Genomic DNA, 24,489 nt, shown 5'->3' with positions numbered 1-24,489 from the left:
GTCAGCGCACGACTCGGTGCGGCGAAGGTGAGGGCTCCAGGCTAACGCGGGCCACCGCCGGCACCCGATCCCGGTCCAGCGCGTCCCGTACGTGCGGCAACGCCACCGCCGACAGGTGCCGGCTCAGCTCGCCCATGGGCGCGGACTCGTCGGCCACCACCCGCAACCGCACCTCCGGGCGCGGGCCCACCAGGTGCGCGGCGGCATGGAACACCGCCGGGCTCGACTCCACGTCCGCGGCCACCGCCTGCGCCATCCCCGACTCCGACACCTCCGTCACGCCGGTCGGGCCGTCCTCGATGCGCAGCACGCGCCGCGCGTCCCTGCGCCCCTGCACGAGCAGCCACCGCACCGCCAGCACCGCCACCACCAGCGCGGCCAGCGCCACCAGCCACCAGATCCCCGGGCTGGTGCGCGCGAAGAAGGCGACCACGTTGCCGTCCACCACCGTCGTGCGCGCGGCGGCCCAGTTCTGCGGGAACGCGCCCAGCCCGCGCGCCAGCGCCGAGCCGCCCAGGATCGCCAGCACCAGCCCCACCAGGGCCAGCCCCCACCGGTTGCCCCGCCCGGTCCTCCTGCCGTTCATCCCCTTGATCACCGCTGCTCCCTGACATTCACCGACACCCGGTACGGCTCCACGAGGTCCAGCGCCGCCAGCCTCGACAGCACGGCGGCCCGCACGTCCTGGCCGAAGCCGTCCACGTCCCGCCCGCACGTGACCGGCGTGACGGCGAACGTGTGGCCGCGCAGCGTCGCACGGGCCGAGCGCACGCCCGGCACCTGCTCGGCCGCGTGCGCCAGGGCCCGGGTGACGCTCCTGGGACGCAGCCCGATGACCAGGTCAGGATCCCCGCTCCGCACGGGCACCATCCTCGGCCGGCCCGGCACCAGCGCGATCGCCAGCAACACCAGCCCGGCCAGCGTCACCACCGCCGCCCCCGCCAGGACCCTCGGGTCCGACCACAATGTGGAGCCCGCCCAGGCCAGCATCCGGTCGTACGGGACCCAGCGCAGGGGGCGTCCGGCCAGGGCCGAGACCGTCTCGGCGAGGACGAGCAGGCTCAGCAACGCGAGCAACGCCGCCACGATCATGGCGGGAACGCGCCGCCGCGGCCTGAACGCCCGCAGGGCGGCCCGGTCGGCGGCCCGATCGGTCCGGTGATCGGCGTGATCGGCCCGGCTCGTGCGGTGATCGGCCCGCTCAGTGGCCTGATCGCCGGTTTCCGGGCGCGGCGGGGCGGCGGTGGCCCGGTGCGCACCGCCTTCGAGGTGGTCGCGGTCCGGGTCGGTGGTCCTGAAGCGTGGTGGTTCGTGTTCGGTCATGGCAGGTCCCCGCCCACGTCGGTCATCGTGATGTCCAGGCGCGTGACGTGCAGGCCGGTCTGGGCGGCGACGCGGTCGATGACGTGCTCGCGCAGCCGGGCCGCCACCGCGTGCAGCGGCGCCGGGTAGGCCACGCTGACGTTGAGCCGTACGACGGCCTGGTCGCCGTGCACCTCGCCGGCCGACGGCGTCCACGGGAGCCCGCGCGGCTGCACGTCGCGGACCTCGGGCACCTCCGCGGCGGCCACGCAGGCGATCTTGCTCACCACCCGGTCGGCGACCTCCGTGCGGCCGCGCCGCTCGGGCGCGGGCAGGGGAGCGCGCCGCTGGGCGGGCACCGTCACGGTCATTTACGCCTCACGGACAGCCCCGACAGGTTGATCTCGCCGCTCTCGGCGATCCTGCCCACCAGGAACCCGACCGCGCCCAGGACGAGCACGAGCAGGAACGCGCCGAGCCCGCCGAACGCGCCGGCCAGCCCGAGCACGATGCCGACGGCCATGCCGATGAGCGGCATCCACTGGATGTTGTTCATGTTCCCTCCACGATGATGTCGTCGACGCGCACGTGCACCGGGCGGTCCCCGGCCAGGTCCGCCACGGCGGCGCGCACCTCGTCGGCGGTCTGCGGCAGCGGGCGGTCCAGCGTGGCGACGATCGCGATCTCCACTTCGCGCTCGTCCGCGGACACGCCTGTGAGGCGCTGTCCCGGCAGGTAGGTGGCCACCGTGCCGAACGGCCCGCCGGACAGCCGCGCCACACCCCGGCAGGCCAGCGCCCGATCGGCGATCAGCCGCGCCTCGGTGGCGGCCCCGGAGCGCTCCTCGGCGCCAGGGCCCGCCGGGCCGGCGGCGGGGCTCGGGGCGGAGCTTGGGGCGGGGCTCGGCGGGGTGGGTGCGGTCATTGGACGCGGGGCTCCGGCTGCGCGTCCCCCCTCTGCCCGTCGGACCCCCGGTCCCGGTCGCGGTCCTGGTCGGGCAGGTGGACGTCGTCCACGCGGATGTTGACCTCGGTGACCTCGAGCCCGCACATCCGCTCGACGGCCCCGATCACGTTCTTCCTGACGGCCGCCGCCAGGTCGGGGATCGCGGTGCCGTACTCGGCGACGAGGTCGAGGTCCACGGCCGCCTGCCGCTCGCCCACCTCGACCGACACGCCCTGGGAGACGTTCCGGTCCCCGCCGACGATGCCGCGGACGCTTCCCAGTGCCCGTGCCGCGCCTCCGCCCATGGCGTACACGCCGGACACCTCTCTGGCCGCCAGGCCGGCGATCTTGGCGACGACACCGTCGTCGATGCTCGTGGTGCCCTTCTCCGTGACCAGCGAGGTCGTGCTCTCCTGGGTTCTGGCCCGTGGCACGGTTCCCGTCGCGGTGGCCCCGCCGGGCCGGTTGGACATCGTGTCCGACACGATCCGTCACCTCCCTAGGTGTCTTCTTCAAGGCACAAATAACCGCTGTTACACGCCCGAAGCCCTGCAAAACGGACTCTGGATCCAAAAATGGACAGCTCCTGACCCGTGCGGGGTGGCGCGCGGAAAACGTGACGGACCCCTCCGGCGGCGGCGATAGCCTTGTCAGGTGCGTATAGCGAGGTTCTCCACAGGCGAAGGCGTCTCGTTCGGCGTGGTCGAGGGCGGCCCCGGGGAGGAGTTCATCTCCGCGATCTCCGGTCACCCGTTCGGCCAGGTGCAGTTCACCGGCGAGCGGCTGCCGCTGTCCCAGGTGAAGCTGCTGGCCCCGATGCTGCCGAGCAAGGTCATCGCCATCGGCAGAAACTACGCCGAGCACGCGGCCGAGCTGGGCAACGAGGTGCCGGAAGAGCCCCTCATCTTCATCAAGCCGTCCACCTCCGTGATCGGCCACGGCGAGAGCATCGCCTACCCCACCTCGCTGTCCGAGCGCGTCGACTACGAAGGCGAGCTGGCCGTGGTGATCGGCAGGCTCTGCCGGGAGGTGCCGGTCGAGCGGGTCAAGGACGTCATCTTCGGCTACACCTGCGCCAACGACGTCACCGCCCGCGACCTGCAGAAGAAGGACGTGCAGTTCACGCGCGCCAAGGGGTTCGACACGTTCTGCCCGCTCGGCCCGTGGATCCAGACCGATCTCGACGCGAGCGACCTGGCGCTGACGACCACGGTCAACGGCGAGATCCGGCAGAGCGGGCGCACCAGCCAGCTCATCAACGACATCCCCGCGCTGGTCGCCTACGTCAGCGCGGTCATGACGCTGATCCCCGGCGACGTCATCCTGACCGGCACGCCGGCGGGCGTCGGCCCGCTCGAGATCGGTGACGAGGTCAGCGTCGGCATCGAAGGCATCGGCACACTCACGAACAAGGTGGTCTCCCGTGACTGACGTACGGGTGCGGTTCGCACCGTCCCCAACCGGCATGTTCCACGTCGGCGGCGCGCGCACGGCGCTGTTCAACTGGGCGCTGGCCGAGCAGTCGGGCGGCCGCTTCGTGCTGCGCATCGAAGACACCGACGCCTCCCGCAACCGGCCGGAGTGGACCGAGGGCATCATCTCCGCCCTCGACTGGATCGGCATCAACGGCACCAACCCGGTCTTCGAGGGCCCCTACTTCCAGTCGGCGTACGAGCCGCAGCACCGCGAGGCCGTCGCCAAGCTGCTGGCCGACGGCCGGGCCTACTACTGCGACTGCACGCGCGAGGCCCTGGTCGCCCGCACCGGCTCCGAGCACAAGGGCTACGACGGCCACTGCCGCGAGCGCGGCCTCACCGAGGGCGCCGTGCGTTTCCGCACCCCCGACGAGGGCGTGACGGTCGTGTCCGACCTCGTCCGCGGCAACGTCGAGTTCCCCAACGCCGCGCAGGAAGACTTCGTCATCGCCCGCACCGACGGCTCGCCCCTCTACGTGCTGGCCAACGCGGTCGACGACATCACCCAGAACATCACCCACGTCGTACGCGGCGAGGAGCACCTCGGCAACGCCGCCAAGCAGATGCTGCTCTGGCCGGCCCTGGGCGCGACCCCGCCCGTGTGGGCGCACCTGCCGGTGATCGTCAACGAGCAGCGCAAGAAGCTGTCCAAGCGCCGCGACAAGGTCGCCCTTGAGGACTACCGCGCCGAGGGCTACCTGGCCGAAGCGATGGTCAACTACCTCATGCTGCTCGGCTGGGGCCCCGGCGACGACCGCGAGATCATGCCGTGGTCGGAGATGGTGCCGCTGTTCAAGCTGGAGGACGTCAACTCCGCCAGCGCGTTCTTCGACGAGAAGAAGCTGCGCGCCTTCAACGGCGAGTACATCCGGGCGTTGCCGCTGGAGACGTTCGAGGAGCGCTGCTCGCCCTACCTCGACGCGTCGTGGGACCGCGAGCTGTTCAGCAAGGTCGCCGCGCTGGCCCAGACGCGCATCGGGGTGCTGTCGGAGATCCGGCAGAACGTCGACTTCCTCTTCCTCGACGAGCCCGTCTTCGACCAGGCGTCGTGGGACAAAGCCATGAAGAACGCCCCCGAGGCGATCCTCGCCGGCTACCTCGAGCGCCTGGAGACCGTGAGCTGGGACCCCGAGTCGCTCAAGCAGGCACTGGAGGAGGTCGGCACCGCCCACGGCCTCAAGCTGGGCAAGGCGCAGGCGCCGGTGCGGGTGGCGATCACGGGGCGCACGGTGGGTCTGCCGCTGTTCGAGTCGATCGAGGTGCTGGGCCGCGAACGCGCCCAGGACCGCCTGCGCGCCGCCCTGACCCGCCTGAAGGGCTGACCTCCGCAGACTGCGCCGGCACGTCCACCGGGCTTCCGCTCGTGGGCGGTGCCGGCGCGTTCGTGCGCGGTGTGAGCGTGCCCGCGAGGCTGAGGGTGGCGCCGGCCGCCATCGAGAGCCACACGCCCGTCACGCCGAGCCACGCGCTCAGGGCGTACGCGAGGGGCAGTTGCACGGCGAAGCCCGCCAGCGTGGCGGCGAGCAGCCGGCCGCCACGCCCGCTCGCCTGCAGCACTCCGCCCACGGCGATCAGCCCGCCGAAGGGCACCAGGTAGAGCGTCATCCACCGCAGGAAGCCCACGGCCACCGCCGGGTCGCCGGTGAACAGCCCGGCGACCGGCGCGGCCAGCACGTTGAGGACGACCGCGACCACCGCGCCGGACCCGAGCCCGAGCAGGAGCGGCGACCCGGCGGCCTCGGACCGGGCGGTGCGGATCATCGCCGCCTGCCGCAGCGCGTAGAACACCATGACGCCGGCCAGCATGACCTTCTGCCCGATCCCGTACCCGGCCACCGCCGCCGTGCCGAACCCGGCGACGATCTCCACCAGCGCCATCCCCACCAGGGCACGTGCCAGGAAATCTCCGGACATGGGCAGCCCGGTACGAACGACCTCACCCGCCATCCGGCGGCCCCCACCGTCACGCCCCGTCCCGCCCGCGGCCGGGTCGCGCAGGCGGGTCAGCGACCTGAGGGCGATCGCCAGCGTGAGGGCCCGTGCGATCACCGTGGCCAGCGCCGCACCCTGCACTCCCATCCCCAGCCCGTAGATGAACAGCGGGTCCAGCCCGACCACCAGCACGTTGCAGATGATCGCGTGCCGCATGGGCCGCCGGGTGTCTCCCCGCCCCTTGAGCACCCCGTCCACGACCGTCTGCGCGAAGTACACCGGCAGCCCGCCGAGCGAGATCAGGAAGAAGCCGGCGGTCAGGGCGGGGGAGTCGGTGAACAGGGCCGCCAGCGGCTCGCGCAGCAGCACTCCCGGCACGGCCACGGCCACCGAGAAGAGCGCCCACAGCACCCACCCGGTCCTGATCACGGGCCCGAGCGGCGCGTGGCCGTCGCGCCGGCCCACCAGCACGGTGACGCCGGTCGGCACGGCGAGGAAGAGCCCGTAGGCGAGGTACTCGGCCGTGGTGCCCACGGTGACGGCCGCGATGGCCGCCTCGCCGAGCCCGGAGACCCAGAGCAGGTCGATCACGCCGACCGCGACCACGGCGGTGAGAAGTTCCACGTAGATGGGCAGCGCCAGCTTGATCATCGCAGGTACCTCTTTTCGCTATATATCGAAAAGAGGTATAGCGTTACGATGCACCCCATGGCAAGCGGCGGCGACCTGTCCCTCACGATCCTGGGCTTCCTGAACGAGCGCCCCATGCACGGATACGAGCTCAAGTCCCGGCTGACCGCGCTCACCGGCCACCTGCGCCCGGTCAGCGACGGCGCGCTCTACCCCGCGATCGCCAGGCTGGAGGCGAAGGGGCTGGTGGAGCGGCACGAGGAGGCGGGCGCGGCGGCGGCACGCCGGCAGGTGCTGACGATCACGGACGCCGGCCGCGAGGAGCTGCTGCGGCGGCTGCGCGAGCCCGCCGACCTCGACATCAGCGACCAGACGCGGTTCTTCGCGCTGCTGACGTTCCTGTCGGCGCTGCCCGACCCGGCCGACCAGGCACGGGTCCTGAGCCGCCGGCTGGCCTTCCTGGAGGCGCCCGCGAGCTTCTTCTACGAGGGCGGCCGGCCGGTCAGGGCGCGGGACGAGCCGGACCCGTACCGCCGGGGCATGCTGCTGATCGCCCGCGCCGCCGGCCAGGCCGAGAAAGAGTGGCTGCGCCGGATGATCGCGGAACTGAACGTGCCGCAATAGTGCCTAACGTCGGCGTCATGACCTATTTGGTGACCGGAGCCACGGGCTCCGTGGGCAGGCACGTCGTCGCGTACCTTCTCGAGGCGGGCCACCGGGTCCGCGCCCTGACCCGCGACCCCGGCCGGGCGCGGCTGCCCGAAGGGGTGGAGGTCGTCCAGGGGGATCTCGGCCGTACCGAGACGCTCCGGCCGGCGCTGAAGGGCGTCGAGGGCGTGCACCTCATCGACGCCGCCGACTCCGCGTACGCGCCGCTGCGCAACGGGCCCGAGATCGTCGAGGCGATCAGGGAGGCGGGTGTGGGCAAGGTGACGCTGCTCAGTGGCTGGTCGCCGGGCACGCTCGAACCCGCCGTGACCGGCAGCGACCTGGCCTGGACGTACGTGCAGCCGACCGAGTTCATGGCCAACGCGCTGGCCTGGGCCGAGCCCGTACGGGAGAGGGGCCTGATCGAGGAGCCGTTCGCGGCGACGAAGACCGCGATGGTGCACGAGGCCGACATCGGCGCCGTGATCGCCACCGCGCTCACCGAGGACGGCCACGAGGGCCACTCCTACGGCCTCACCGGTCCCGAGCTGCTCGACGTGCCCGCCAAGGTGCGGATCCTGTCGGAGGCGATCGGCCGCGAGATCGCGTTCAGGGAGCTGACCGTGGACGAGATGCGCGAGCGCCACCGGGCGCAGGGCGTGCCGGAGGAGATGATCGAGTTCCAGATCGAGGTCTTCGGCAACGTGCCGGAGGGCGCCTACCAGGTCACGCCCACGGTCGAGGAGGTGACGGGGCGCCCACCGCGCACGTTCGCGCGGTGGGCGGCCGAGCACGCGGCGGCGTTCAGTCGAGGCCGCGGCGCTTGAGCAGCGGCTGGATGCTGGGCTCGCGTCCCCGGAAGTTGCGGAAGGCGGTCAGCGGGTCGAGGCTGCCGCCCCTGGACAGCAGCTCGCGGCGGAAGTGGTCGCCGTTGGCCCGGGTCAGCCCGCCGTTCTCCTTGAACCACTCCACGCTCTCGGCGTCGAGCACCTCGCTCCAGATGTAGGAGTAGTAGCCCGCGCTGTAGCCGCCGGAGAAGATGTGCGCGAAGTAGTTGGTCCGGTAGCGCGGCCGGACCAGCGGGAACGCGATGCCGGCGGCCTCCAGCGCGGCCTGCTCGAACGCCTCGGGGTCGGCCACGGTCTCGCCGGGGGCCAGCTTGTGCCAGGCCCAGTCGAGCAGCGTGGCGGCGAGGTATTCGACGGTCTTGAAGCCCTGGTTGAACGTCTCGGCCGCGGTCAGCTTCTCCACCAGCTCGGCCGGCATCGGCTCGCCCGTCTCGTGGTGCTTGGCGTAGTTGGCCAGCACCTCGGGCCAGGTCACCCACATCTCGTTGACCTGCGACGGGTACTCGACGAAGTCGCGCGGCACGCTGGTGCCGGACACGCGCGGGAAGCGCACCTGGGAGAAGAGCCCGTGCAGCGCGTGCCCGAACTCGTGGAAGGCGGTGTTGACCTCGTCGTAGGTCAGCAGCGTCGGGCCGGAGGCGGGCTTGGTGATGTTGAGGTTGTTCATGACGACGGGCCGCTGGCCGAACAGGAACGACTGGTCGACCAGGTTGTTCATCCAGGCGCCGCCGCGCTTGGTGGGCCTGGCGTACGGGTCGAGCACGAACAGGCCGAGCGGGCTGCCGTCCTCGTTCGCCACCTCGAACACGGTCACGTCGGGGTGGTATCCGCCGAGGTCGGGCCGCTCGGTGAAGGTGACGCCGTACAGCTTGGTGGCGGCGAAGAACACGCCGTCGCGGTAGACGCGGTTCAGCTCGAAGTAGGGGCGCATGGCCGCGCCGTCGAAGTCGTAGCGGGCCTGGCGCACCTTCTCGGAGTAGTACGACCAGTCCCATGGCTCGATGTCGAACCCGGCCTGCTCGGCCAGCGCCTCGGCCTCCCGCTTCGCGTTGCGCACGGCGGGCCCGACGAGCTGGCCGAGCATCTCCTCGACCGCCTCGACGGTCTTGGCCGTCTGGTCGGCCACGGTGTAGGCCGCGTGGGTGGGGAACCCGAGCAGCGCCGCCCGCTCGGCCCGCAGCGCCGCCATCCTGGCCGCTATCGCGAAGTTGCCGGGGGCGCGGCCGACGCTCAGCTCGTACAGGCGGCGGCGCACGTCGCGGTCGGTGAGCTGGGCCAGGCCGGGCTGGCAGGTGAAGTTGAGCAGCGGCAGCACGTACGTGCCGTCGTCCTGGCGCAGCGACTCGATCTTGGCCTCGTCGAAGCCGTCGAGCTCCTTCGGGTCGCTCACCACGAGCGCCGACTCCGTGGACGCCTTCAGCAGGGCCTGCGCGAACTGCGTGGACAGCTTCGACAGCTCCTCGTTGAGCGCGCGCAGGCGGTTCTGGTCCGGCTCGGACAGGTCGGCCCCGGCCCTGATGAAGTCGTCGCGGTACTTCTCCAGCAGCCACGCCTCCTCGGGGTCGTCGGCGGCGACCTGCTTGATCCGCGCCCACAGCGCGCGGTTGAGCCTGATCGCGTCGCTGTGGCGGGTGAGCTGCGGGGAGATCTCCTTCTCGATCTCCATGATGCCGTCGGTCGTGTTGGACGCGGCGACGCTGAAGAAGACCGTGGCCGTGCGGTCGAGGATCCGGCCCGACCGTTCGAGCGCGGCGATCGTGTTCTCGAACGTCGGGGTCTCGGTGCTGCTCGCGATCGCCTCGACCTCCGCGAGCTGCTCCGCCATGCCGCGCTCGAAGGCCGGCAGGTAGTGCTCCTCCCGGATGTCGGCGAAGGGCGGCAGCTCGTACGGCAGGTCGCTAGGGGCGAAGAACGGATTCTCGGCCAACGCTCGGGCTCCTCCACGTGGTGTTTTGTCCCCTTCAGCTTGGCACGATCCCGCACGTGGTGCGGGCTTCGGAGGCCCCGTCCGGCAATCGTTTTGGTCTTAGCCCCCGAGCTGGGCTATTCTTTCGGACGTCGCCAAAGCGCTCCGCGAGGAGATCGCAGCGGTGGGGTATGGTGTAATTGGCAGCACGACTGATTCTGGTTCAGTTAGTCTAGGTTCGAGTCCTGGTACCCCAGCATTTTGTGAACGGATGTCTCGTTTCGAGGCGTCCGTTTTTTATTGCGCGAGCCCGTCCAGGATGTCGGTGATCTCCTGGTACGCCTTGCGTGTCGGCGCGTGCGGCGTCCGCACTGTGAAGACCTTGAAGCGGTTGCCCGGCGTCGCCTCGTCCGCCTCCCTGATCATGCGGTCCTGCAAGGCCGGCGGGATCACCCGGTCCAGCGACTGCCTGACGTACACCCTCGGCACCCGCCCCCAGGCGTCCTTGCGGCCGCGAGCGTCCGCGCTCGACACCTCCAGGCTCTCGTCCGGCAGCGACGCGTTGAGCAGCGCGAGAAACTCCCCGTCGGTCCCCTCGTTCATGAACGCCGCCTTCGCCGCGTCGAGGAACTTGGCGTCGTTCGTGCGCCAGTTGACCCGGATCGCCTTGAGCACCCGCGGATCCCCGACGACGCCCGGCAGGATCGCGGCGCCCAGGCTCGTCCTGCCCTCCGGCGTCTCCAGGTACTCGGCGGGGGAGCGCAGCTTCGTGCAGCAGTAGGCGCCGATGTAGACGAGGCGGTCGATCAGGCCGGGCACCGCGTCGGCGGCCTTGGTGATCGTCGAGCCGCCCAGGCTGCCGCCCACGAGGATCACGGGGCCGTACCGGGAGACGCGGCGCACCACGTCCACCGTGGCCTCGACGTAGTCGTCCAGCGTCACCCCGGCCATGGGCGAGGGCAGCGTGGCCAGCTTCGCCAGGTCCTGCGGTGCCTGGTAGGCCCGGTGCAGCTGGCTCTCGGGGCCGTGGCCGGGCAGGCTCACGCCCACGGTGCGGTGGCCGCGCAGCGCCAGCTCGGCGTCGCCGGAGGCGGTGCCGTTCGAGCCGGTCACGAACACGAACGTGGTCACCTCTTTCCTCGGCTTCTGGACGGACGTCACGGCGGCGCCGGTCCCGGCGGCGGCGGCGAGCTGGAAGGCGGTTCTGCGGGTCAGATCGGTCATGTCCCGATGCTCGCCCGGGCCGCCCGCCCGCCACATCGGCCGGCCGGGCGGAGAAGCGGTTGACGGCCGCCATCCACCGATCGGTTGACGTCGTGCCAGGCTTGGGGGCATGAGCTGGGTCGACGGGCGCGAGAGGTGGGTGTACGCGGGGCTGGCGTACGCGCTGCTCGCGATCTCCGCGCTCGCCACCGCCGTCACCGGCGCCGGCCCGAACGGGGTGCTGGGCGAGCAGGGGCTCTGGGCGGCGGTGCCGTGGCCGGTCGCGGCTCTGATGGCGGCCGGCTGGCTGGCTCCCGTCCCGTGGCTCCACCGGCGCCGCGACACGCGCAGGGCGCTCGTCGTGGCCCACTACCTCGTCCTCCTGGCCCTCGCCGCGGCCCTGGCCGCCAAGAGCGCGGCGTTCGTGGTGTTCGCCTCGGCCGGCTACCCGCTCGCGATCGCCCTGCTCCCCGGGCGCCTCGTCATGGCGGGCGTCACGCTCACCGCGCTCGTCAACGTGACCGCCCAGGCGGGCCCCGAGGCGGGCACGACGCTGCTCACCGTCATCGCCGGCGTGGCGGTGCCGCTGGTCCTGGCCGGCTGGTACGTCTCCGCCGAGCACGACCGGCGCCGCCGCCTGGTCGAGCGCCTGCGTACCGCCATGGAGGAGAACGCCGAGCTGAACGCGAGGCTGCTCGACCAGGCCAGGCGGGCGGGCGTGCTCGACGAGCGGCACCGCGTGGCCGGCGAGATCCACGACACCCTCGCGCAGGACCTCGTCGCCCTGATCGGGCAGCTCTCCGCCGCCGGCCGCGCCCCGCACGAGGACGCCCGCCGCCGCCACCTCGACCGCGCGGCCGAGCTGGCCCGCCGCGGCCTGTCCGAGACCCGCAGGTCCGTACGCGCGCTGCGCCCCGAGCCGCTGGAGGACACCGAGCTGCCGGACGCGCTCGGCCACCTGGCGCGGTCGTGGGCCGAGACGGTGGGCGTGGAGCTGCGGTTCGAGGTCACGGGCACGCCGGTCGCCCTGGCGGCCGAGGTGGAGTCGGCGCTGTTCCGCGTGGCCCAGGAAGCCCTCGCGAACGTGGCCAAGCACGCAGGTGCCACCAGGACGGCCCTCACCTTGTCGTACACGGACGAAAGCGTTCTCCTGGACATTCGAGACGACGGCCGGGGCTTCGACCCGCAGCGGCCCGCTGACGGCTTCGGGCTGGACGGCATGCGGCAGCGGGCACGCGGCGTGGGCGGCACCCTGACCGTCGAGTCGGAGCCCGGCCAGGGCACGACCATCGCCGCCGCCGTCCCCGCCCTCCCCGCCGCCACCCCGGATCCAGCCGCTCCGGATCCCGCCGTCCCGAACCCAGCCGTCCCGAACGACGAGAGGCAGGACTGATGCCCCCACTGCGGTTGCTGATCGCCGACGATCACCCGATCGTGCGTGACGGCCTGCGGGCGGCGCTCGGTGGCGAGCCCGACCTGGAGATCGTCGGCGAGGCCGCCGACGGGGAGGAGGCCGTGCGCCTGGCCGAGCAACTCGTCCCCGACGTCGTCCTCATGGACCTGCGCATGCCGGGCCTCGACGGCGTGAGCGCCATCCGCCGGATCGGCGGCACGGGGCCGAAGGTGCTGGTGCTGACCACGTTCGACACCGACGTCCTGCCCGCTCTCGAAGCGGGCGCCGGCGGCTACCTGCTCAAGGACGCGCCGCCGGAGGAGCTGGCCCGCGCCGTGCGCGCCGTCCACCGGGGCGAGACCGTGCTGGCCCCGGCCGTGGCCGGCCGGCTGGCCGACCACCTGCGCAGGCCCGCGAGGGGGAAGCTGAGCCCGCGCGAGCTGGAGGTGCTGCGGCTGGTGGCGGGCGGCGCCACGAACAAGGAGGTGGCGGCGGAGCTGTTCATCAGCGAGGCCAGCGTGAAGACGCACCTGCTGCACATCTACGCCAAGCTCGACGTCCGCGACCGCGCCGCCGCCGTCGGGGAGGGCTACCGCAGGGGGCTGCTGAGCTGATCCGGCGGCCGGATAAGCGGTTTGGTGTGGTCTTCCGGGTGCGGTAGAGTTACCTGCGTTGCCGGGGAGGCCCGGCAGAGCAGCTTGTGGGCAAGGTCCCGTCGTCTAGTGGCCCAGGACGCCGCCCTCTCAAGGCGGTAGCGCCGGTTCGAATCCGGTCGGGACTACCACTGCCACAAGCCCGCGAAGGTCCCGTCGTCTAGTGGCCCAGGACGCCGCCCTCTCAAGGCGGTAGCGCCGGTTCGAATCCGGTCGGGACTACGCTCGCCCTTTCCCTTCAGGAAAGGGCGTTTTTGCGTTTTATGGCAAGCCGTGGGCGACGCCACCCACCGCACGTGGCCGGCCCCCGTCCAGGGAAACGCTCCTCCGGTTCCCCGGCTGAGCACCGTTATGTGCGCTTGGTTGACCGTTCGCGTGCAACAAGACGCCCCCGCCGTTCGGCTCGGACGGCGGGGGCGTTCTGTTGTGGGTCAGACCGAGCGGGCCTTGAACAGCGCCCGGCGGGCCGCCTTGGCGACCTGCTTGTCCGGGTGGACCTGGGAGATCAGGTCCAGCAGCTCCTCCACGTGCGCGTGCGGGATCTTCCAGATCACTTCGAGCAGCTCGTTGACCATCTCGGGGCCGATGTCGCGCAGGCTGCTGACGAACTCGGAGCGGCCGAGGCCGGCCGAGATCGTCCACATGTCGAGGATGAGCCAGTGGGTGTCGTCCTGGGTCGGCTCGGGCGCCCCCTCCACCCCGAGCTGGCTCAGGTGCGTGGCCGCGTAGGGCCGCAGCGACGGCTGCTTGAGCGCGGCCTGCCAGGCGGGGACGGCGGCCTCGCCGAGCGTGCCGACGACGCTGGCCGCCTGCACCCTGATGAGGGCGTCGCTGTCGTCCTCGGCCGCCGCGTCGAGCAGCTCCTCGGCGGCCTTGGCCGGCTCGCGCAGCCGCATCCAGGCGGCGAACTCGGCGTCGGCCTCCTCCTCGGGCAGCTCGGCGCTGAGCGCGAGCAGCTCGTGGGCGCTCATGGACTCGATGGCGGGGCGGGCGTCGACCTCGATGTCGGCGTCGTCGATGAGGTGGACGACGCCTTCGGTGCCGAGCGGGGTCAGGCGGACGGTGTCGCCGTCGAGCTCGACCATGCCGTACCCGATGAGCCAGTCGATGGCGGGGGCGAGCGGGTCGCCGGCCGCCTCCCACGCGTCGGCGCCGAGCTCGTCGAGGTCGGCGGCCGCCTCGGCGAGCTCCTGCGCCAGCTCGGCGCGCTCGCGCGAGCCGCCGGCCAGCAGCAGCCGGATGAGCAGGCCCCTGGTCAGGCCCGCGAGGGCCATCGTGAGGTCGTCGTCGTCGAGCTCGGGGTCGCCGTAGTCGACGGAGTGGAGCCCGAGCATCCAGGCGTCGAGGACGTCCTCGTCGTCGTCGAACGGCCACTCGGCCGTGTCGTCCTGGACCGCCACCGTGCCGCCCTCGCCCGGCTCGAGGAATTCGAGGTCGACGGCGAGGTTCCAGATGTTCCACAGCTGGGGGACGGCCTCGGCGATGGGGCCGTCGGTCTCGGGCCTGGGCAGGCCGGCGGCGGCCAGCGCCTCCTCGACCTCGGCGTCGGTGAGCAGGGTGTCCTCGCCGACCTTGCGGCCCGAGCCCACCCAGACGGCCAGATCGCGGGCCTTGGCGACCAGCGGCGCCTGCCGGGCGGCCTCGGCCAGCTCGGTGTCGGGCCGCAGCCTGATGGTGTCGAGCTCGGCCAGCTCGTCGGCGAACGGCTCGAAGTCGCCCAGGTCGCCGCTCTCGTCCTCCTCGTCGTCGCCTTCGGTGTCGTCGAGCAGCTCCTCCATGAGGTCGACGAACTCGTCTTCGACGTCGTCCAGCTCGGCCTGCAGATCGGCGAGGCTGTCGGAGCCCTGGTTCAGCCGGCCGGTCTGGGAGAGGAACGTCAGGTACGCGTCGACGGCGGGGAGCATCCCGTCGGCGGCGGCGTCAGGGTCCTCCACGACCTTGGGCATGCGGTCGAGCAGCAGGTTACGCAGGTCGGCGCGCTTCCACGTGCCGAGGTCCTGCGAGAAGGCGAGACGGTGCCACAGAGCGGCGGGCCCCACGAGCTCGGGGTCGCTCTCAGGGGCGTTCGCGCGCGCCCACATGATGAACTCTTCGAGCAGGGGTCGCAGCTCAGTGGCGGCTACCTCGATGCGATCTGTCACGCACTCAGGCTAGTGCGCCGGGGCAGCACTCGGCTCCCCAAATACATCCTTTTCCCGATCATGACGTGCGGCGCATCGCCTCGGTGATCCGTTCGGCGGCCGCCATGACGGGCACCGCGTGGAGGCGTCCGGGGGCTCGCGTGAGCCGTTCGATGGGCCCCGAGACGGACACGGCCGCGATCACCTTGCCGCCGCTGCCCCTTATCGGCGCTGAGACGCTCGCCACACCCTGCTCCCGCTCTCCGACGCTGTGGGCCCAGCCCCGGCGGCGGACGGAGGCCAGCGTCGCGGCGGTGAACTTGGCGCCGCGCAACCCGCGGTGCAGCCGGTCGGGCTCCTCCCAGGCCAGCAGGATCTGCGCGGCGGAGCCGGCCGTCATGGGCAGCGCGGAGCCCACGGGGACGGTGTCGCGCAGGCCGCTGGCGCGTTCGGCGGCGGCCACGCAGACCCGCTCGTCACCCTGGCGGCGGTAGAGTTGCGCGCTCTCCCCGGTCAGGTCCCTGAGCTGCATCAGCACCGGCGCGGCCACCGCCAGCAGCCGGTCCTCGCCGGCCGCGGTGGACAACTCGGACAGCCGCGGGCCGAGCACGAAGCGGCCCTGCGTGTCACGGCTCACGATGCGGTGGTGCTCAAGAGCGACGGCCAGCCGGTGGGCAGTGGGGCGGGCCAGGCCGGTGGCCTGGACGAGCTGAGCCAGGGAAGCGGGTCCCGCTTCGAGGGCATTGAGTACAAGAACTGCCTTGTCGAGTACTCCGACTCCGCTAGAGTTGTCCATACACCGATACTGCAGTCTCGACATATGAGAAAGCAAGTCGGAGGATTCTCAAGGAGGAGATCATGGGCCGCACACTGGCCGAGAAGGTCTGGGAGCAACACGTAGTCCGTCGCGCCGAGGGCGAACCGGACCTGCTCTACATCGACCTGCACCTCATCCACGAGGTGACCAGCCCGCAGGCGTTCGACGGGCTCCGTCTCGCCGGCCGGAAGGTGCGGCGGCCCGATCTCACCATCGCCACCGAGGACCACAACGTCCCGACCGTGCTCGGCCCGATCGCCGACCCGGTGTCGAAGACGCAGGTCGAGACGCTGCGCAAGAACGCCGCCGAGTTCGGCATCCGGCTGCACCCGATGGGCGACGCCGGTCAGGGCGTGGTGCACATCATCGGCCCGCAGTTCGGCCTGACCCAGCCCGGCATGACCATCGTGTGTGGCGACTCTCACACCTCCACGCACGGCGCGTTCGGCGGCATCGCGTTCGGCATCGGCACCTCCGAGGTCGAGCACGTGCTGGCCACGCAGACGCTGCCCGCCTACCGCCCCAAGACGATGGCCATCGAGGTCTCCGGCGAGCTGCCGGTCGGCGTCACGGCCAAAGACCTGATCCTGGCCATCATCGCCAAGATCGGCACCGGCGGCGGCCAGGGCTACATCGTCGAGTACCGCGGTGAGGCCGTGCGCAAGCTCTCCATGGAGGGCCGCATGACGGTCTGCAACATGTCGATCGAGGCGGGCGCCCGCGCCGGCATGATCGCGCCCGACGAGACCACGTTCGCCTACCTCAAGGGCCGCAAGCACGCCCCGCAGGGCGAGCTGTGGGACCAGGCGGTCGAGTACTGGAAGTCGCTGCGCACCGACGACGACGCCGTGTTCGACAAGGTCGTGGAGATCGACGCCTCGACGCTGACCCCGTTCGTCACGTGGGGCACCAACCCGGGCCAGGGCCTGCCGCTGGGCGAGTCCGTGCCGAGCCCCGAGTCGTTCGACGACCCGGTCGCCCGCTCCGCCGCCGAGCGCGCCCTGGAGTACATGGGCCTGACCGCCGGCACGCCGCTGCGCGAGATCGAGGTCGACACCGTCTTCGTCGGCTCCTGCACCAACGGCCGCATCGAGGACCTGCGCTCGGCCGCCGAGATCCTGCGCGGGCGCCAGGTCAAGACCCGCACGCTCATCGTGCCCGGCTCGATGATGGTCAAGAAGCAGGCCGAGGAGGAGGGCCTCGACGAGGTGTTCAAGGCCGCCGGCGCCGAGTGGCGCGAGGCCGGCTGCTCGATGTGCCTGGGCATGAACCCCGACACGCTCAAGCCCGGCGAGCGCAGCGCCTCCACCTCCAACCGCAACTTCGAGGGCCGCCAGGGCAAGGGTGGCCGCACCCACCTGGTGTCGCCGCAGGTCGCCGCCGCGACCGCCGTCACCGGCCGCCTGACCGCGCCCGCCGACCTGTAAGGGAGACACGTTCCATGGAAGCCTTCACCACCCACACCGGTACGGCGGTGCCGCTGCGCCGCAGCAACGTCGACACCGACCAGATCATCCCGGCCGTCTGGCTCAAGCAGGTCAGCCGCACCGGCTTCGAGAAGGGCCTGTTCGCCGCCTGGCGGGAGGACCCGACGTTCGTCCTGAACGACCCCTCCTACGAGGGCGGCTCGATCCTGGTCTCCGGCCCCGACTTCGGCACCGGCTCCTCCCGCGAGCACGCCGTGTGGGCGCTGCAGCAGTACGGGTTCCGCGTCGTGATCGCCGCCCGCTTCGGCGACATCTTCCGCAACAACTCCACGAAGATGGGCCTGCTGCCGGTCGTCCTGCCCGGCGACAAGGTCGAGGCCCTGCAGGCCGCCGTCGAGGCGGAGCCGAAGCTGGAAGTGACCGTCGACCTGGTCGAACGCCAGGTCCGCTGGGCCGGCGAGGTCGTGCCCTTCGAGATCGACGACTACACCCGCTGGCGGCTGATGGAGGGCCTCGACGACATCGGGCTGACCCTGCGTCACGCCGACGACGTGGCCACGTACGAGAATGGTCGGCAGCCATGGCTGCCGACGACCGTCTAGAGGACGACGAACTGGCGCGGCGGTTGCGCGATGCGCACCGCCGCGTCCGCATGCTGCCCGCCGCCGACAAGGAGCGCCACGCCCGCCGCTACCTGTCGATCTGCGACCTGGCCAAGCGGGACCCGGAAAGGGCCGCGGCCCGCCTCGACGCGTTTCTGGCCGCCCTCGACGAGCCCCCGCACGGGCCCCCGCATGAGCCCCCGCACGGGTCCGTTCCCGGGGCCGCGCAGGAGCCGTCCGACACGCCACGCGAGCGGAAAAACACGCTGGGTGATTGAGTTCCCTCGCGATCCCGCCTACTTTCGAGCGCGTAAGGGGTTTCTACGTCGAAGTCGTGAGCTGGAACCCCGAGCCGTAACTGGGGGAGCAGGACTTTCATGAACAAGCGAGAACTCGTCGAGGCCATCGCGGATCGGGTGGGCGACAGGAAGACGGCCACGGAGGCCGTCAACGCGGTCATCGACGCCATCCAGAAAGCCGTGGCCAGCGGCGACAAGGTCTCGATCACGGGCTTCGGCGCGTTCGAGATGGTGAACAAGCCCGCTCGCACGGCACGCAACCCGTCGACCGGCGCGGAAATCAACGTCGCGGAGAGCTGGGCGCCCAAGTTCCGTCCCGGATCCGATTTCAAGGATCTGGTGAACGAGGGCGGCAAGAAGATCGGCAAAAAGAAATAAATCCGGCCGACGGATGAACCAGCACGCCCGGGCCCCGGCCCGGGCGTGACGTTTGTCACGTGTTTTGAAATTCGCCGGGCACCGGAAACGTGGACAGCGTGACATAGGCGACACGCCCGCCGGACATCCCGAGATTGACCCGCTGCCCCGTGCGCAGCAGCCGCAGCGGCCCCGCGTCGAAGGCCGCGGTGCCGAACTCCAGCACGCTGCCGTCGTCGAGGAACACCGTGCCCGAGCGCGTGGCCTCGTCGAAACTCCGTACGGTCCCTTGCACGCGTCCAGCGTAATCGGTTGCCCCCGTGCGGACGAGCACGCACGATCGCGGCATGGGTCCCCGGGGGAGCGTCGGGCGCACGGCGCGGTCGGGCGGGCTCTCCGGCTTCGGGCGCCTGCTCCGGTCGGACGGGATCTCCAGCTTCGGGCGCATGGTCTGGTCGAACGGCATCTCCGGCTTCGGCACCCAGGTCACGATCGTCGCCCTTCCGCTGACCGCCGTGCTCACGCTGCGGGCGAGCCCGTTCCAGCTCGGCCTCCTGACGGCCGTGCAGGCCGCCGCGTTCCTCCTGATCGGCCTGCCCGCCGGCGTCTGGGTGGACCGAATGCGCCGCCGCCCCATCCTGGTACGGGCCCACCTGGTCAGGGGCGCGGTCCTGCTCACCGTGCCCGCCGCCGCCTGGCTGGGCGTGCTCACCCTGCCGCACCTGTACGCGGTCGCGCTCGTGCTCGGCGTGGGCGCCGTGTTCTTCGACGTGGCCCACATGAGCTTCCTGCCCGCGGTCGTGCCCCCGGAGCAGCTCGAACGGGCCAACGGCCGTCTGGAGGTGACCCGGCAGGTGAGCGTGCTGGCGGGCCCGGCGGCGGGCGGCTGGCTGGTGGGCGCGCTGACCGCCCCGTTCGCGCTGCTGGCCGACGCCGCCGGCTACCTCGCCTCGGGGCTGCTGCTGTCGGGCGTGCGGGCGGACGAGCGGCCCGGGCCGGCGGAGAGAGGGCGGCTCTGGGCCGACGTCCGCGAGGGCGTCACGTTCGTGATCAGGGAGCCGGTGCTGAGCCGGGTCGCGCTCGGCGGAGCGCTCACCCGCGTGGCGCTCGGCGTCTGCGCCGTCGGCCACCCGCTCTACCTCGTCGTGCACCTGCGCGTCAGTGCCACCACCTACGGCCTGCTGCTGTCGGCGTCGGCCGTCGGCGCCCTGGCGGGGGCGATGCTGGTGGCCCGGGTGACGCGCCGCCATGGAGTCGGCCCCACCCTGTACGGCTCCGCGGCGCTCGTCGTGCTCCTCCAGCTCCCCGCCCTGGCCACCGGGCCCGGGTGGCGGCTGCTGCTCTTCCCCGTCGCCGCGGCCCTGGCGGGCGCCGCCGGGGTGGTTTTCAACGTGGCCCAGCTCAGCTACCGGCAGCGCATCACCCCCGGGCACCTCCTGGGCCGGGTGAACGCCAGCATGCGCTTCCTGATGTGGGGCACGACGCCGCTGGGCGGGCTGGCGGGCGGCGTGCTGGGGGAGTGGCTGGGCGGCTACGGGGTCTTCGCGGTGGGGGTGGCGCTGCTCGCGCTGTCGTACCTCGCGATCGTCACCGCCCCCTCGATCAGGCGGGCGGGGTGATGCCGGCGTCCGGCCACAGCTCGGCGACCACCGCTGCCGTGTGCCGCCCCAGGCCCAGCGCGATGGCGGCGCGCAGGTCGTCGGGGGTGTCCACGTCGCGCCGCACCGAGTCGATGCCCGGCACGCACAGCTCCTTGGCCCCGCCGGACAGGTGCTTGGCCCGCGACTCCCCGCCGAAGCGGGGCGTGAACGGCGTGCCGGGCCGTACCCCGTAGAAGGTGGTGCCGACGTCGAGCGCGTCCGGCACGAAGGACTGGTCGAACTCGGCCGCCGCCGCCAGCGCCGCCGCCAGCTCGGCCGGCCGCAGGGCGGGCAGGTCGGCCTGGAGCGCGCCCACCGCGTCGCCCGGCGCCACCCGGACGGCGTGGGCGGCCCCCGTGCGCAGGGCGGTGTTCAGGCCCCGGTCGGGGTCGGGCACCACGTCGGCGCCCAGCGCGGCCAGCGGCCCGGCGGCGGCCGGGTCGGCGGTCACCACGATCACCCGCGCGACCGGCGGGCACGCCAGCGCCGCCGCCACGGTGTCACTGGCCACCGCCACGGCCAGGCGGGTGCGGTGCGGGCCCGTCGCGGCGGCCAGCCGGGTCTTCGCCGCGACCAGCGTCTTCACCGGAATGACCAAGGACCAGCGGATGCTCATAGGGTTAAGCATCCCGCCTCGACATCCCGCGTGGCCAACCGGGAGACTTGGGCGCATCCCCGTACCGTGTTGGAGGAAGCATGAGCCGCCCCACGCGACCGTCGCGTTTCTGGGAGAGCTTCGCCGTCGCCGTGGTCAAGCCGCTGTCGCGGCTCCTGGTCAAGCGCGACTGGCGGCACGGGGAGCGCATCCCGCGGACCGGTGGTGTGATCATCGCGGCCAACCACCTGTCGTGGACCGACCCCGTCCTGCTGTCGCACTTCCTGTACAACAACGGCCGCTGGCCGGTCATCCTCGCCAAGTCGGGACTGTTCAGGGTGCCGTTCCTGGGGCGCGCCGTGACGGGGCTGCTGGCGATCCCGGTCGAGCGGGGCAGCAGCGAGGCGGCCAAGTCGCTGCGCATCTCCGCGCAGCGGCTCGACGACGGGTGCGCGATCCTGTTCTACCCGGAGGGCACCTGCACCCGCGATCCGGACCTGTGGCCCATGGTGGGCAAGACGGGCGCGGCCCGGCTGGCGCTGGAGAGCGGCGCGACCGTCATCCCGGTGGCGCACTGGGGAGCACAGGAGCTGCTGCCGTACGGTGAGAAGAAGCCCAGGTTGTTCCCGCGCAAGACGTTCCGCGTCAGCGTGGGGCCGCCTGTGGACCTGTCCAAGTACGCGGGCAAGCCGATGCACGCCGACGTGCTGCGCGAGGCCACGGCCGACATCATGGCCGCGATCACCGTGCAGCTCGCCGAGCTGCGCGGCGAGAAGGCGCCGGCGACTCCCTACGACCCGGCCGGACGGTGATCGAATGACGAAGGTGGCCGTTTTCGGCGCGGGCTCGTGGGGCACCACGTTCGCGATGGTCCTGGCGGAGGCCGGCAGCGAGACGACGCTGTGGGGCCGCAGGCAGGAGGTGGTCGACGCGATCAACCGCGACCACGCCAACGCCGACTACCTGCCCGGCGTGACGTTGCCGGCCGGGCTGCGGGCCACGACCGATCCCGCCGAGGCGCTCGACGGGGCCGAGTTCGTCGTGCTCGCCGTACCGTCCCAGACGTTGCGCGCCAACCTGACCGCCTGGCGCGACCTGATCCCCGAGCGGGCGGTGCTCGTCAGCCTGATGAAGGGCATCGAGGTGGGCACCACGAAGCGGATGAGCGAGGTCATCCGCGAGGTGGTCGGGGTGCCTGAGGAGCGCGTCGCGGTCGTCTCCGGCCCGAACCTGGTGCCCGAGATCGCCGCCCGCCAGCCCGCCGCCACCGTCGTGGCCTGCACGGACCTGTCGGTGGCCGAGCGGCTGCAGGCGATCTGCCACCTGCCGCCGTGGTTCCGCCCCTACACCAACCCCGACGTGATCGGGGTCGAGCTGGGCGGCGCGGTGAAGAACGTCATCGCCCTGGCCGTCGGCGTCTCCGCCGGCATGGGCATGGGCGACAACGTCAGCGCCATGCTCATCACCAGGGGCCTGGCCGAGATCTCCCGCCTGGGGGCGGCGCTCGGGGCCGACGCGCACACGTTCGCGGGCCTGGCCGGCATGGGCGACCTCGTCGCCACGTGCACGTCGCCGCTGTCGCGCAACCGCACGTTCGGCGAGAACCTGGGCCGCGGCATGACGCTCGCCGAGGTCGTCGCCGTCACCAAGCAGACCGCGGAAGGCGTGAAGTCCTGCGAGTCGGTGCTGGAGCTGGCCAGGAAGCACGACGTCGAGATGCCGATCACCGAAGTGGTCGTCGGCGTCGTCCACGACGGCATGTCGCCGTCGGAGGCCGGCATGCTCCTCATGTCCCGCTCGCCCAAGCCGGAGCGGTACGGCGTGTGAGAATGACCTGAATACGGCGTGCTCGGCTCGCTGTGACAGGGACACCCCGGTAGATTCGGACACCATGAGCAAGCCACGCGTCGCCGTCGTTTTCGGAGGCCGCAATTCCGAGCACGCCGTGTCCCTGATGGGCGCGGGCAGCGTGCTGGATGCGATCGACAGGAGCAAGTACGAAGTGATCCCGATCGGGATCGCCCAGGACGGCAGGTGGGTGCTGGCCGCTTCCGACCAGCGGTTCGCCATCGAGGACGGCGAGCTGCCGATCGTCGACACCACGGGCGCGGCGCTCGCGCTGCCCTCGGGCTCCGGCTCGCTGGTCGCCTACGACCCCGGCGCCATCCCCGTCGAGCTCGGCTCCGTCGACGTCGTCTTCCCCGTCATGCACGGGCCTTACGCCGAGGACGGCACGATCCAGGGGCTGCTGGAGATGGCGGGGGTGCGCTACGTCGGCTCCGGCGTGCTGGCCAGCGCCGTCGGCATGGACAAGGCGTACATGAAGACGGTGATCGCCGCCGCCGGGCTGCCGACCGGCCCGTACGTCGTCATCCGCGACCGCGACTGGCGGCTCAACCGCGAGCAGGTGCTCAAGGAGGCCGAGGAGCTGGGCTACCCGGTGTTCGTCAAGCCGGCCAGGGCGGGCTCCTCGCAGGGCATCTCCAAGGCGTCCGACCGGGCCGAGCTGGAGTCGGCGGTCGAGTTCGCCCGCCAGCACGACCCTAAGGTGCTGGTCGAGGCCGCGATCGTCGGCCGCGAGATCGAGTGCGCGGTGCTGCAGTCGCTCGGCGACGAGCCGGCCGCCGCGTCGCTGCCCGGCGAGGTGCGGGTCGAGGGCGGGCAGGAGTTCTTCGACTTCGAGGCGAAGTACTACCCCGACCAGATGTCGCTGACCGTGCCCGCCGACATCCCGCAGGAGACGGCGGAGGAGCTGCGGGCGATGGCGGTGCGCGCGTTCGAGGCGCTGGAGTGCGAGGGGCTCGCGCGGGTCGACTTCTTCTACACGGCCGACGGCAAGCTGATCTTCAACGAGATCAACACGATGCCGGGGTTCACGTCGTTGTCGGTGGCGCCGCAGCTCTGGGCGGCTTCGGGGCTGTCGTACCCGGCGCTGGTGGAGCGGCTCATCCAGCTCGCGCTCTCGCGCTCACCCGGCCTGCGGTGACAGTCGCCCGATCGGCCCGGACAGGTCGGCCAGCACTTCGGCGGCCACGTGCTCGCCGCCGACCGTGACCTCCACGTAGGCCGGGTCGGTCACGGCCGTGAACAGCGCCGGCTTGTCGGGATCGGCGAACCAGCCCACGCCGCCGATCTCCTGGAGCGTGTCGGTGGGCGCCATCCTGGCCGGCCGGGGCACGCCGCAGCGCAACGCGATCGTCCCCGAGCCCCAGACGGCCACGTACGGCGACTCGGGCGCGGACGTGCCGCGTTCGTCGCCGTCGAGGGTCTGGGGCAGCAGGGTGGCCAGCTTGTCGCAGGCCGCCACCGCCTCGCCCTCAGGGGTGGGCGGTTCGACCTGTACGGTGCCGCCGCAACCGGCGAGTGTCAGGAGAACGAGCAGGACGGCGGCGGCACGCATGCGACGACTACCTTCAAATGTGAACGATGGGACACGTCAGCGTACGCGTGATCCCGCTCACGGCCTGGATCTGGGCGACGACGAGCTTGCCCAGCTCATCGACGTTTCTCGCTTCCGCACGAACGATCACGTCGTAGGGCCCCGTCACGTCTTCCGCTTGAGTGACCCCGGGAATCCCGGAGATCTCGCGGGCCACGGCGGCGGCCTTGCCGACCTCGGTCTGGATAAGGATGTAGGCCTGCACCATCACGTCCTCCCGGGCGATTGGATCACGCCGAACGCCCACCGTACCCTGTG

Annotated in this window: 29 protein-coding genes and 3 tRNA genes; 17 read left to right on the top strand and 15 right to left on the bottom strand. The window is 71.8% G+C overall.

Going from position 1 to position 24,489, the window contains the following annotated elements; all coding sequences use genetic code 11:
- Position 1 precedes the first annotated feature (1 nt).
- From HCN51_RS12025 to HCN51_RS12000, 6 genes are read right to left on the bottom strand one after another with little or no spacing between them, the layout of a single operon-like run.
- Positions 2-598, bottom strand: a complete 597-nt coding sequence (locus tag HCN51_RS12025; RefSeq protein ID WP_080045526.1) for a hypothetical protein — start codon at positions 596-598, stop codon at positions 2-4.
- Positions 595-1,323 (bottom strand): DUF6286 domain-containing protein, encoded by a 729-nt coding sequence (locus HCN51_RS12020; protein WP_168009686.1) that lies wholly within the window; start codon positions 1,321-1,323, stop codon positions 595-597. The genes HCN51_RS12025 and HCN51_RS12020 overlap by 4 nt, the downstream gene beginning before the upstream one ends.
- Complete coding sequence (locus HCN51_RS12015) at positions 1,320-1,673, bottom strand: Asp23/Gls24 family envelope stress response protein (protein WP_080045528.1); 354 nt, start codon at positions 1,671-1,673, stop codon at positions 1,320-1,322. The genes HCN51_RS12020 and HCN51_RS12015 overlap by 4 nt, the downstream gene beginning before the upstream one ends.
- Entirely contained in the window at positions 1,670-1,858 is a 189-nt protein-coding gene (locus tag HCN51_RS12010; RefSeq protein WP_080045529.1) for a hypothetical protein, read from the bottom strand. Before HCN51_RS12010 ends, HCN51_RS12015 begins: the two co-directional genes overlap by 4 nt.
- Positions 1,855-2,226 carry a hypothetical protein gene (locus tag HCN51_RS12005; RefSeq protein ID WP_240972755.1) on the bottom strand — a complete coding sequence of 124 codons (372 nt, stop codon included), beginning with the start codon at positions 2,224-2,226 and terminating at the stop codon, positions 1,855-1,857. Before HCN51_RS12005 ends, HCN51_RS12010 begins: the two co-directional genes overlap by 4 nt.
- Positions 2,223-2,720 carry an Asp23/Gls24 family envelope stress response protein gene (locus HCN51_RS12000; RefSeq protein WP_168009926.1) on the bottom strand — a complete coding sequence of 166 codons (498 nt, stop codon included), beginning with the start codon at positions 2,718-2,720 and terminating at the stop codon, positions 2,223-2,225. The genes HCN51_RS12005 and HCN51_RS12000 overlap by 4 nt, the downstream gene beginning before the upstream one ends.
- Before the next feature lie 181 nt (positions 2,721-2,901).
- Between HCN51_RS12000 and HCN51_RS11995 the strand changes: the two genes are divergently transcribed.
- Together HCN51_RS11995 and gltX are read left to right on the top strand one after the other, a co-directional pair.
- The gene (locus tag HCN51_RS11995) at positions 2,902-3,678 is read left to right on the top strand and encodes a fumarylacetoacetate hydrolase family protein (protein ID WP_080045530.1); all 777 of its coding nucleotides are present in this window, start codon (positions 2,902-2,904) and stop codon (positions 3,676-3,678) included.
- Positions 3,671-5,044, top strand: coding sequence for a glutamate--tRNA ligase (gltX, locus tag HCN51_RS11990; protein WP_168009684.1), 1,374 nt, complete (start codon positions 3,671-3,673; stop codon positions 5,042-5,044). Before HCN51_RS11995 ends, gltX begins: the two co-directional genes overlap by 8 nt.
- On the opposite strand, the gene HCN51_RS11985 is transcribed toward gltX, so the two are convergent.
- A complete protein-coding gene (locus HCN51_RS11985) occupies positions 4,938-6,305 on the bottom strand; it encodes an MATE family efflux transporter (RefSeq protein WP_168009682.1) in 1,368 nt (455 codons plus the stop codon). The two genes, gltX and HCN51_RS11985, sit on opposite strands and share 107 nt — an antisense overlap.
- Before the next feature lie 57 nt (positions 6,306-6,362).
- On the opposite strand from HCN51_RS11985, the gene HCN51_RS11980 reads away from it, so the two are divergent.
- Complete coding sequence (locus tag HCN51_RS11980) at positions 6,363-6,908, top strand: PadR family transcriptional regulator (RefSeq protein ID WP_168009680.1); 546 nt, start codon at positions 6,363-6,365, stop codon at positions 6,906-6,908.
- Positions 6,909-6,925: 17 nt separating this feature from the next.
- The gene (locus HCN51_RS11975; protein ID WP_168009678.1) at positions 6,926-7,759 is read left to right on the top strand and encodes an NmrA family NAD(P)-binding protein; all 834 of its coding nucleotides are present in this window, start codon (positions 6,926-6,928) and stop codon (positions 7,757-7,759) included.
- Here the strand turns inward: HCN51_RS11975 and HCN51_RS11970 are convergent.
- Positions 7,737-9,707, bottom strand: a complete 1,971-nt coding sequence (locus tag HCN51_RS11970) for a M3 family metallopeptidase (RefSeq protein ID WP_168009676.1) — start codon at positions 9,705-9,707, stop codon at positions 7,737-7,739. The two genes, HCN51_RS11975 and HCN51_RS11970, sit on opposite strands and share 23 nt — an antisense overlap.
- 164 nt (positions 9,708-9,871) lie before the next feature.
- On the opposite strand from HCN51_RS11970, the gene HCN51_RS11965 reads away from it, so the two are divergent.
- Positions 9,872-9,943, top strand: a tRNA-Gln gene (locus tag HCN51_RS11965).
- A 40-nt stretch (positions 9,944-9,983) separates the two neighbouring features.
- On the opposite strand, the gene HCN51_RS11960 is transcribed toward HCN51_RS11965, so the two are convergent.
- Entirely contained in the window at positions 9,984-10,910 is a 927-nt protein-coding gene (locus HCN51_RS11960; protein WP_168009674.1) for an alpha/beta fold hydrolase, read from the bottom strand.
- 109 nt (positions 10,911-11,019) lie between these two features.
- Between HCN51_RS11960 and HCN51_RS11955 the strand changes: the two genes are divergently transcribed.
- The 4 genes from HCN51_RS11955 (at position 11,020) to HCN51_RS11940 (ending at position 13,157) form a co-directional block, all read left to right on the top strand.
- Entirely contained in the window at positions 11,020-12,282 is a 1,263-nt protein-coding gene (locus tag HCN51_RS11955; protein ID WP_168009672.1) for a sensor histidine kinase, read from the top strand.
- Entirely contained in the window at positions 12,282-12,896 is a 615-nt protein-coding gene (locus tag HCN51_RS11950) for a response regulator (RefSeq protein ID WP_168009670.1), read from the top strand. The genes HCN51_RS11955 and HCN51_RS11950 overlap by 1 nt, the downstream gene beginning before the upstream one ends.
- 94 nt (positions 12,897-12,990) lie before the next feature.
- Positions 12,991-13,066: transfer RNA gene (locus tag HCN51_RS11945), tRNA-Glu, on the top strand.
- Positions 13,067-13,084: 18 nt separating this feature from the next.
- Positions 13,085-13,157, top strand: a tRNA-Glu gene (locus HCN51_RS11940).
- A 209-nt stretch (positions 13,158-13,366) separates the two neighbouring features.
- Here HCN51_RS11940 and HCN51_RS11935 read toward each other — a convergent pair.
- Positions 13,367-15,076, bottom strand: coding sequence for a hypothetical protein (locus tag HCN51_RS11935; protein ID WP_168009668.1), 1,710 nt, complete (start codon positions 15,074-15,076; stop codon positions 13,367-13,369).
- Positions 15,077-15,134: 58 nt separating this feature from the next.
- Positions 15,135-15,851, bottom strand: a complete 717-nt coding sequence (locus HCN51_RS11930) for an IclR family transcriptional regulator (RefSeq protein WP_043618626.1) — start codon at positions 15,849-15,851, stop codon at positions 15,135-15,137.
- 62 nt (positions 15,852-15,913) lie between these two features.
- Between HCN51_RS11930 and leuC the strand changes: the two genes are divergently transcribed.
- The 4 genes from leuC to HCN51_RS11910 all read left to right on the top strand — a co-directional run bounded on the left by leuC (position 15,914) and on the right by HCN51_RS11910 (position 18,578).
- Positions 15,914-17,299, top strand: a complete 1,386-nt coding sequence (gene leuC, locus HCN51_RS11925) for a 3-isopropylmalate dehydratase large subunit (protein WP_168009666.1) — start codon at positions 15,914-15,916, stop codon at positions 17,297-17,299.
- A gap of 14 nt (positions 17,300-17,313) precedes the next feature.
- The gene (leuD, locus tag HCN51_RS11920; RefSeq protein ID WP_168009664.1) at positions 17,314-17,901 is read left to right on the top strand and encodes a 3-isopropylmalate dehydratase small subunit; all 588 of its coding nucleotides are present in this window, start codon (positions 17,314-17,316) and stop codon (positions 17,899-17,901) included.
- Positions 17,880-18,179, top strand: a complete 300-nt coding sequence (locus tag HCN51_RS58080; protein ID WP_206066896.1) for an SCO5555 family protein — start codon at positions 17,880-17,882, stop codon at positions 18,177-18,179. The genes leuD and HCN51_RS58080 overlap by 22 nt, the downstream gene beginning before the upstream one ends.
- 99 nt (positions 18,180-18,278) lie before the next feature.
- Positions 18,279-18,578 carry an HU family DNA-binding protein gene (locus HCN51_RS11910; RefSeq protein ID WP_080045541.1) on the top strand — a complete coding sequence of 100 codons (300 nt, stop codon included), beginning with the start codon at positions 18,279-18,281 and terminating at the stop codon, positions 18,576-18,578.
- A 55-nt stretch (positions 18,579-18,633) separates the two neighbouring features.
- On the opposite strand, the gene HCN51_RS11905 is transcribed toward HCN51_RS11910, so the two are convergent.
- Complete coding sequence (locus HCN51_RS11905; RefSeq protein WP_080045542.1) at positions 18,634-18,852, bottom strand: hypothetical protein; 219 nt, start codon at positions 18,850-18,852, stop codon at positions 18,634-18,636.
- 52 nt (positions 18,853-18,904) lie between these two features.
- On the opposite strand from HCN51_RS11905, the gene HCN51_RS11900 reads away from it, so the two are divergent.
- Positions 18,905-20,176, top strand: a complete 1,272-nt coding sequence (locus HCN51_RS11900) for an MFS transporter (protein WP_168009662.1) — start codon at positions 18,905-18,907, stop codon at positions 20,174-20,176.
- Here the strand turns inward: HCN51_RS11900 and cofC are convergent.
- Positions 20,160-20,813: a 2-phospho-L-lactate guanylyltransferase gene (gene cofC / locus HCN51_RS11895; protein WP_168009660.1), complete on the bottom strand. Its 654-nt coding sequence runs from the start codon at positions 20,811-20,813 to the stop codon at positions 20,160-20,162. The two genes, HCN51_RS11900 and cofC, sit on opposite strands and share 17 nt — an antisense overlap.
- A gap of 80 nt (positions 20,814-20,893) precedes the next feature.
- Here cofC and HCN51_RS11890 point away from each other — a divergent pair, with 80 nt between their 5' ends.
- From HCN51_RS11890 to HCN51_RS11880, 3 genes are all read left to right on the top strand, one after another.
- Entirely contained in the window at positions 20,894-21,604 is a 711-nt protein-coding gene (locus HCN51_RS11890; protein ID WP_080045545.1) for a lysophospholipid acyltransferase family protein, read from the top strand.
- A gap of 4 nt (positions 21,605-21,608) precedes the next feature.
- Entirely contained in the window at positions 21,609-22,619 is a 1,011-nt protein-coding gene (locus tag HCN51_RS11885) for an NAD(P)H-dependent glycerol-3-phosphate dehydrogenase (RefSeq protein ID WP_168009658.1), read from the top strand.
- A 64-nt stretch (positions 22,620-22,683) separates the two neighbouring features.
- Positions 22,684-23,778, top strand: a complete 1,095-nt coding sequence (locus HCN51_RS11880) for a D-alanine--D-alanine ligase family protein (protein ID WP_168009656.1) — start codon at positions 22,684-22,686, stop codon at positions 23,776-23,778.
- Here HCN51_RS11880 and HCN51_RS11875 read toward each other — a convergent pair.
- Both HCN51_RS11875 and HCN51_RS11870 read right to left on the bottom strand, forming a co-directional pair.
- Positions 23,761-24,192 carry a DUF3515 family protein gene (locus HCN51_RS11875; protein ID WP_168009654.1) on the bottom strand — a complete coding sequence of 144 codons (432 nt, stop codon included), beginning with the start codon at positions 24,190-24,192 and terminating at the stop codon, positions 23,761-23,763. The genes HCN51_RS11880 and HCN51_RS11875 overlap by 18 nt on opposite strands.
- Positions 24,193-24,205: 13 nt before the next feature.
- The gene (locus HCN51_RS11870) at positions 24,206-24,439 is read right to left on the bottom strand and encodes an Lrp/AsnC family transcriptional regulator (RefSeq protein WP_080047540.1); all 234 of its coding nucleotides are present in this window, start codon (positions 24,437-24,439) and stop codon (positions 24,206-24,208) included.
- Positions 24,440-24,489: the final 50 nt, after the last annotated feature.

The sequence above is a fragment of the Nonomuraea composti genome (genome assembly GCF_012034275.1).
Classification (GTDB): domain Bacteria; phylum Actinomycetota; class Actinomycetes; order Streptosporangiales; family Streptosporangiaceae; genus Nonomuraea; species Nonomuraea composti.
Note: the sequence above shows the minus strand (reverse complement) of the source record. Positions and strands in the feature narration are given on the sequence as shown.

Bases quoted from the DNA above. Each gene is read 5' to 3' on its own strand.
- HCN51_RS11985 (WP_168009682.1), bottom strand. From the start codon at position 6,305: ATGATCAAGCTGGCGCTGCCCATCTACGTGGAACTTCTCACCGCCGTG.
- HCN51_RS11910 (WP_080045541.1), top strand. From the start codon at position 18,279: ATGAACAAGCGAGAACTCGTCGAGGCCATCGCGGATCGGGTGGGCGAC.
- HCN51_RS11960 (WP_168009674.1), bottom strand. From the start codon at position 10,910: ATGACCGATCTGACCCGCAGAACCGCCTTCCAGCTCGCCGCCGCCGCC.
- HCN51_RS11980 (WP_168009680.1), top strand. From the start codon at position 6,363: ATGGCAAGCGGCGGCGACCTGTCCCTCACGATCCTGGGCTTCCTGAAC.
- HCN51_RS11880 (WP_168009656.1), top strand. From the start codon at position 22,684: ATGAGCAAGCCACGCGTCGCCGTCGTTTTCGGAGGCCGCAATTCCGAG.
- HCN51_RS12010 (WP_080045529.1), bottom strand. From the start codon at position 1,858: ATGAACAACATCCAGTGGATGCCGCTCATCGGCATGGCCGTCGGCATC.
- leuC (WP_168009666.1), top strand. From the start codon at position 15,914: ATGGGCCGCACACTGGCCGAGAAGGTCTGGGAGCAACACGTAGTCCGT.
- HCN51_RS11975 (WP_168009678.1), top strand. From the start codon at position 6,926: ATGACCTATTTGGTGACCGGAGCCACGGGCTCCGTGGGCAGGCACGTC.
- HCN51_RS11875 (WP_168009654.1), bottom strand. From the start codon at position 24,192: ATGCGTGCCGCCGCCGTCCTGCTCGTTCTCCTGACACTCGCCGGTTGC.
- HCN51_RS12020 (WP_168009686.1), bottom strand. From the start codon at position 1,323: ATGACCGAACACGAACCACCACGCTTCAGGACCACCGACCCGGACCGC.
- HCN51_RS11890 (WP_080045545.1), top strand. From the start codon at position 20,894: ATGAGCCGCCCCACGCGACCGTCGCGTTTCTGGGAGAGCTTCGCCGTC.
- HCN51_RS12000 (WP_168009926.1), bottom strand. From the start codon at position 2,720: ATGTCCAACCGGCCCGGCGGGGCCACCGCGACGGGAACCGTGCCACGG.
- HCN51_RS11950 (WP_168009670.1), top strand. From the start codon at position 12,282: ATGCCCCCACTGCGGTTGCTGATCGCCGACGATCACCCGATCGTGCGT.
- HCN51_RS11955 (WP_168009672.1), top strand. From the start codon at position 11,020: ATGAGCTGGGTCGACGGGCGCGAGAGGTGGGTGTACGCGGGGCTGGCG.
- HCN51_RS11885 (WP_168009658.1), top strand. From the start codon at position 21,609: ATGACGAAGGTGGCCGTTTTCGGCGCGGGCTCGTGGGGCACCACGTTC.
- cofC (WP_168009660.1), bottom strand. From the start codon at position 20,813: ATGAGCATCCGCTGGTCCTTGGTCATTCCGGTGAAGACGCTGGTCGCG.
- HCN51_RS12015 (WP_080045528.1), bottom strand. From the start codon at position 1,673: ATGACCGTGACGGTGCCCGCCCAGCGGCGCGCTCCCCTGCCCGCGCCC.
- HCN51_RS12005 (WP_240972755.1), bottom strand. From the start codon at position 2,226: ATGACCGCACCCACCCCGCCGAGCCCCGCCCCAAGCTCCGCCCCGAGC.
- HCN51_RS11930 (WP_043618626.1), bottom strand. From the start codon at position 15,851: ATGGACAACTCTAGCGGAGTCGGAGTACTCGACAAGGCAGTTCTTGTA.
- HCN51_RS11900 (WP_168009662.1), top strand. From the start codon at position 18,905: ATGGGTCCCCGGGGGAGCGTCGGGCGCACGGCGCGGTCGGGCGGGCTC.
- leuD (WP_168009664.1), top strand. From the start codon at position 17,314: ATGGAAGCCTTCACCACCCACACCGGTACGGCGGTGCCGCTGCGCCGC.
- HCN51_RS58080 (WP_206066896.1), top strand. From the start codon at position 17,880: ATGGCTGCCGACGACCGTCTAGAGGACGACGAACTGGCGCGGCGGTTG.
- HCN51_RS11870 (WP_080047540.1), bottom strand. From the start codon at position 24,439: ATGGTGCAGGCCTACATCCTTATCCAGACCGAGGTCGGCAAGGCCGCC.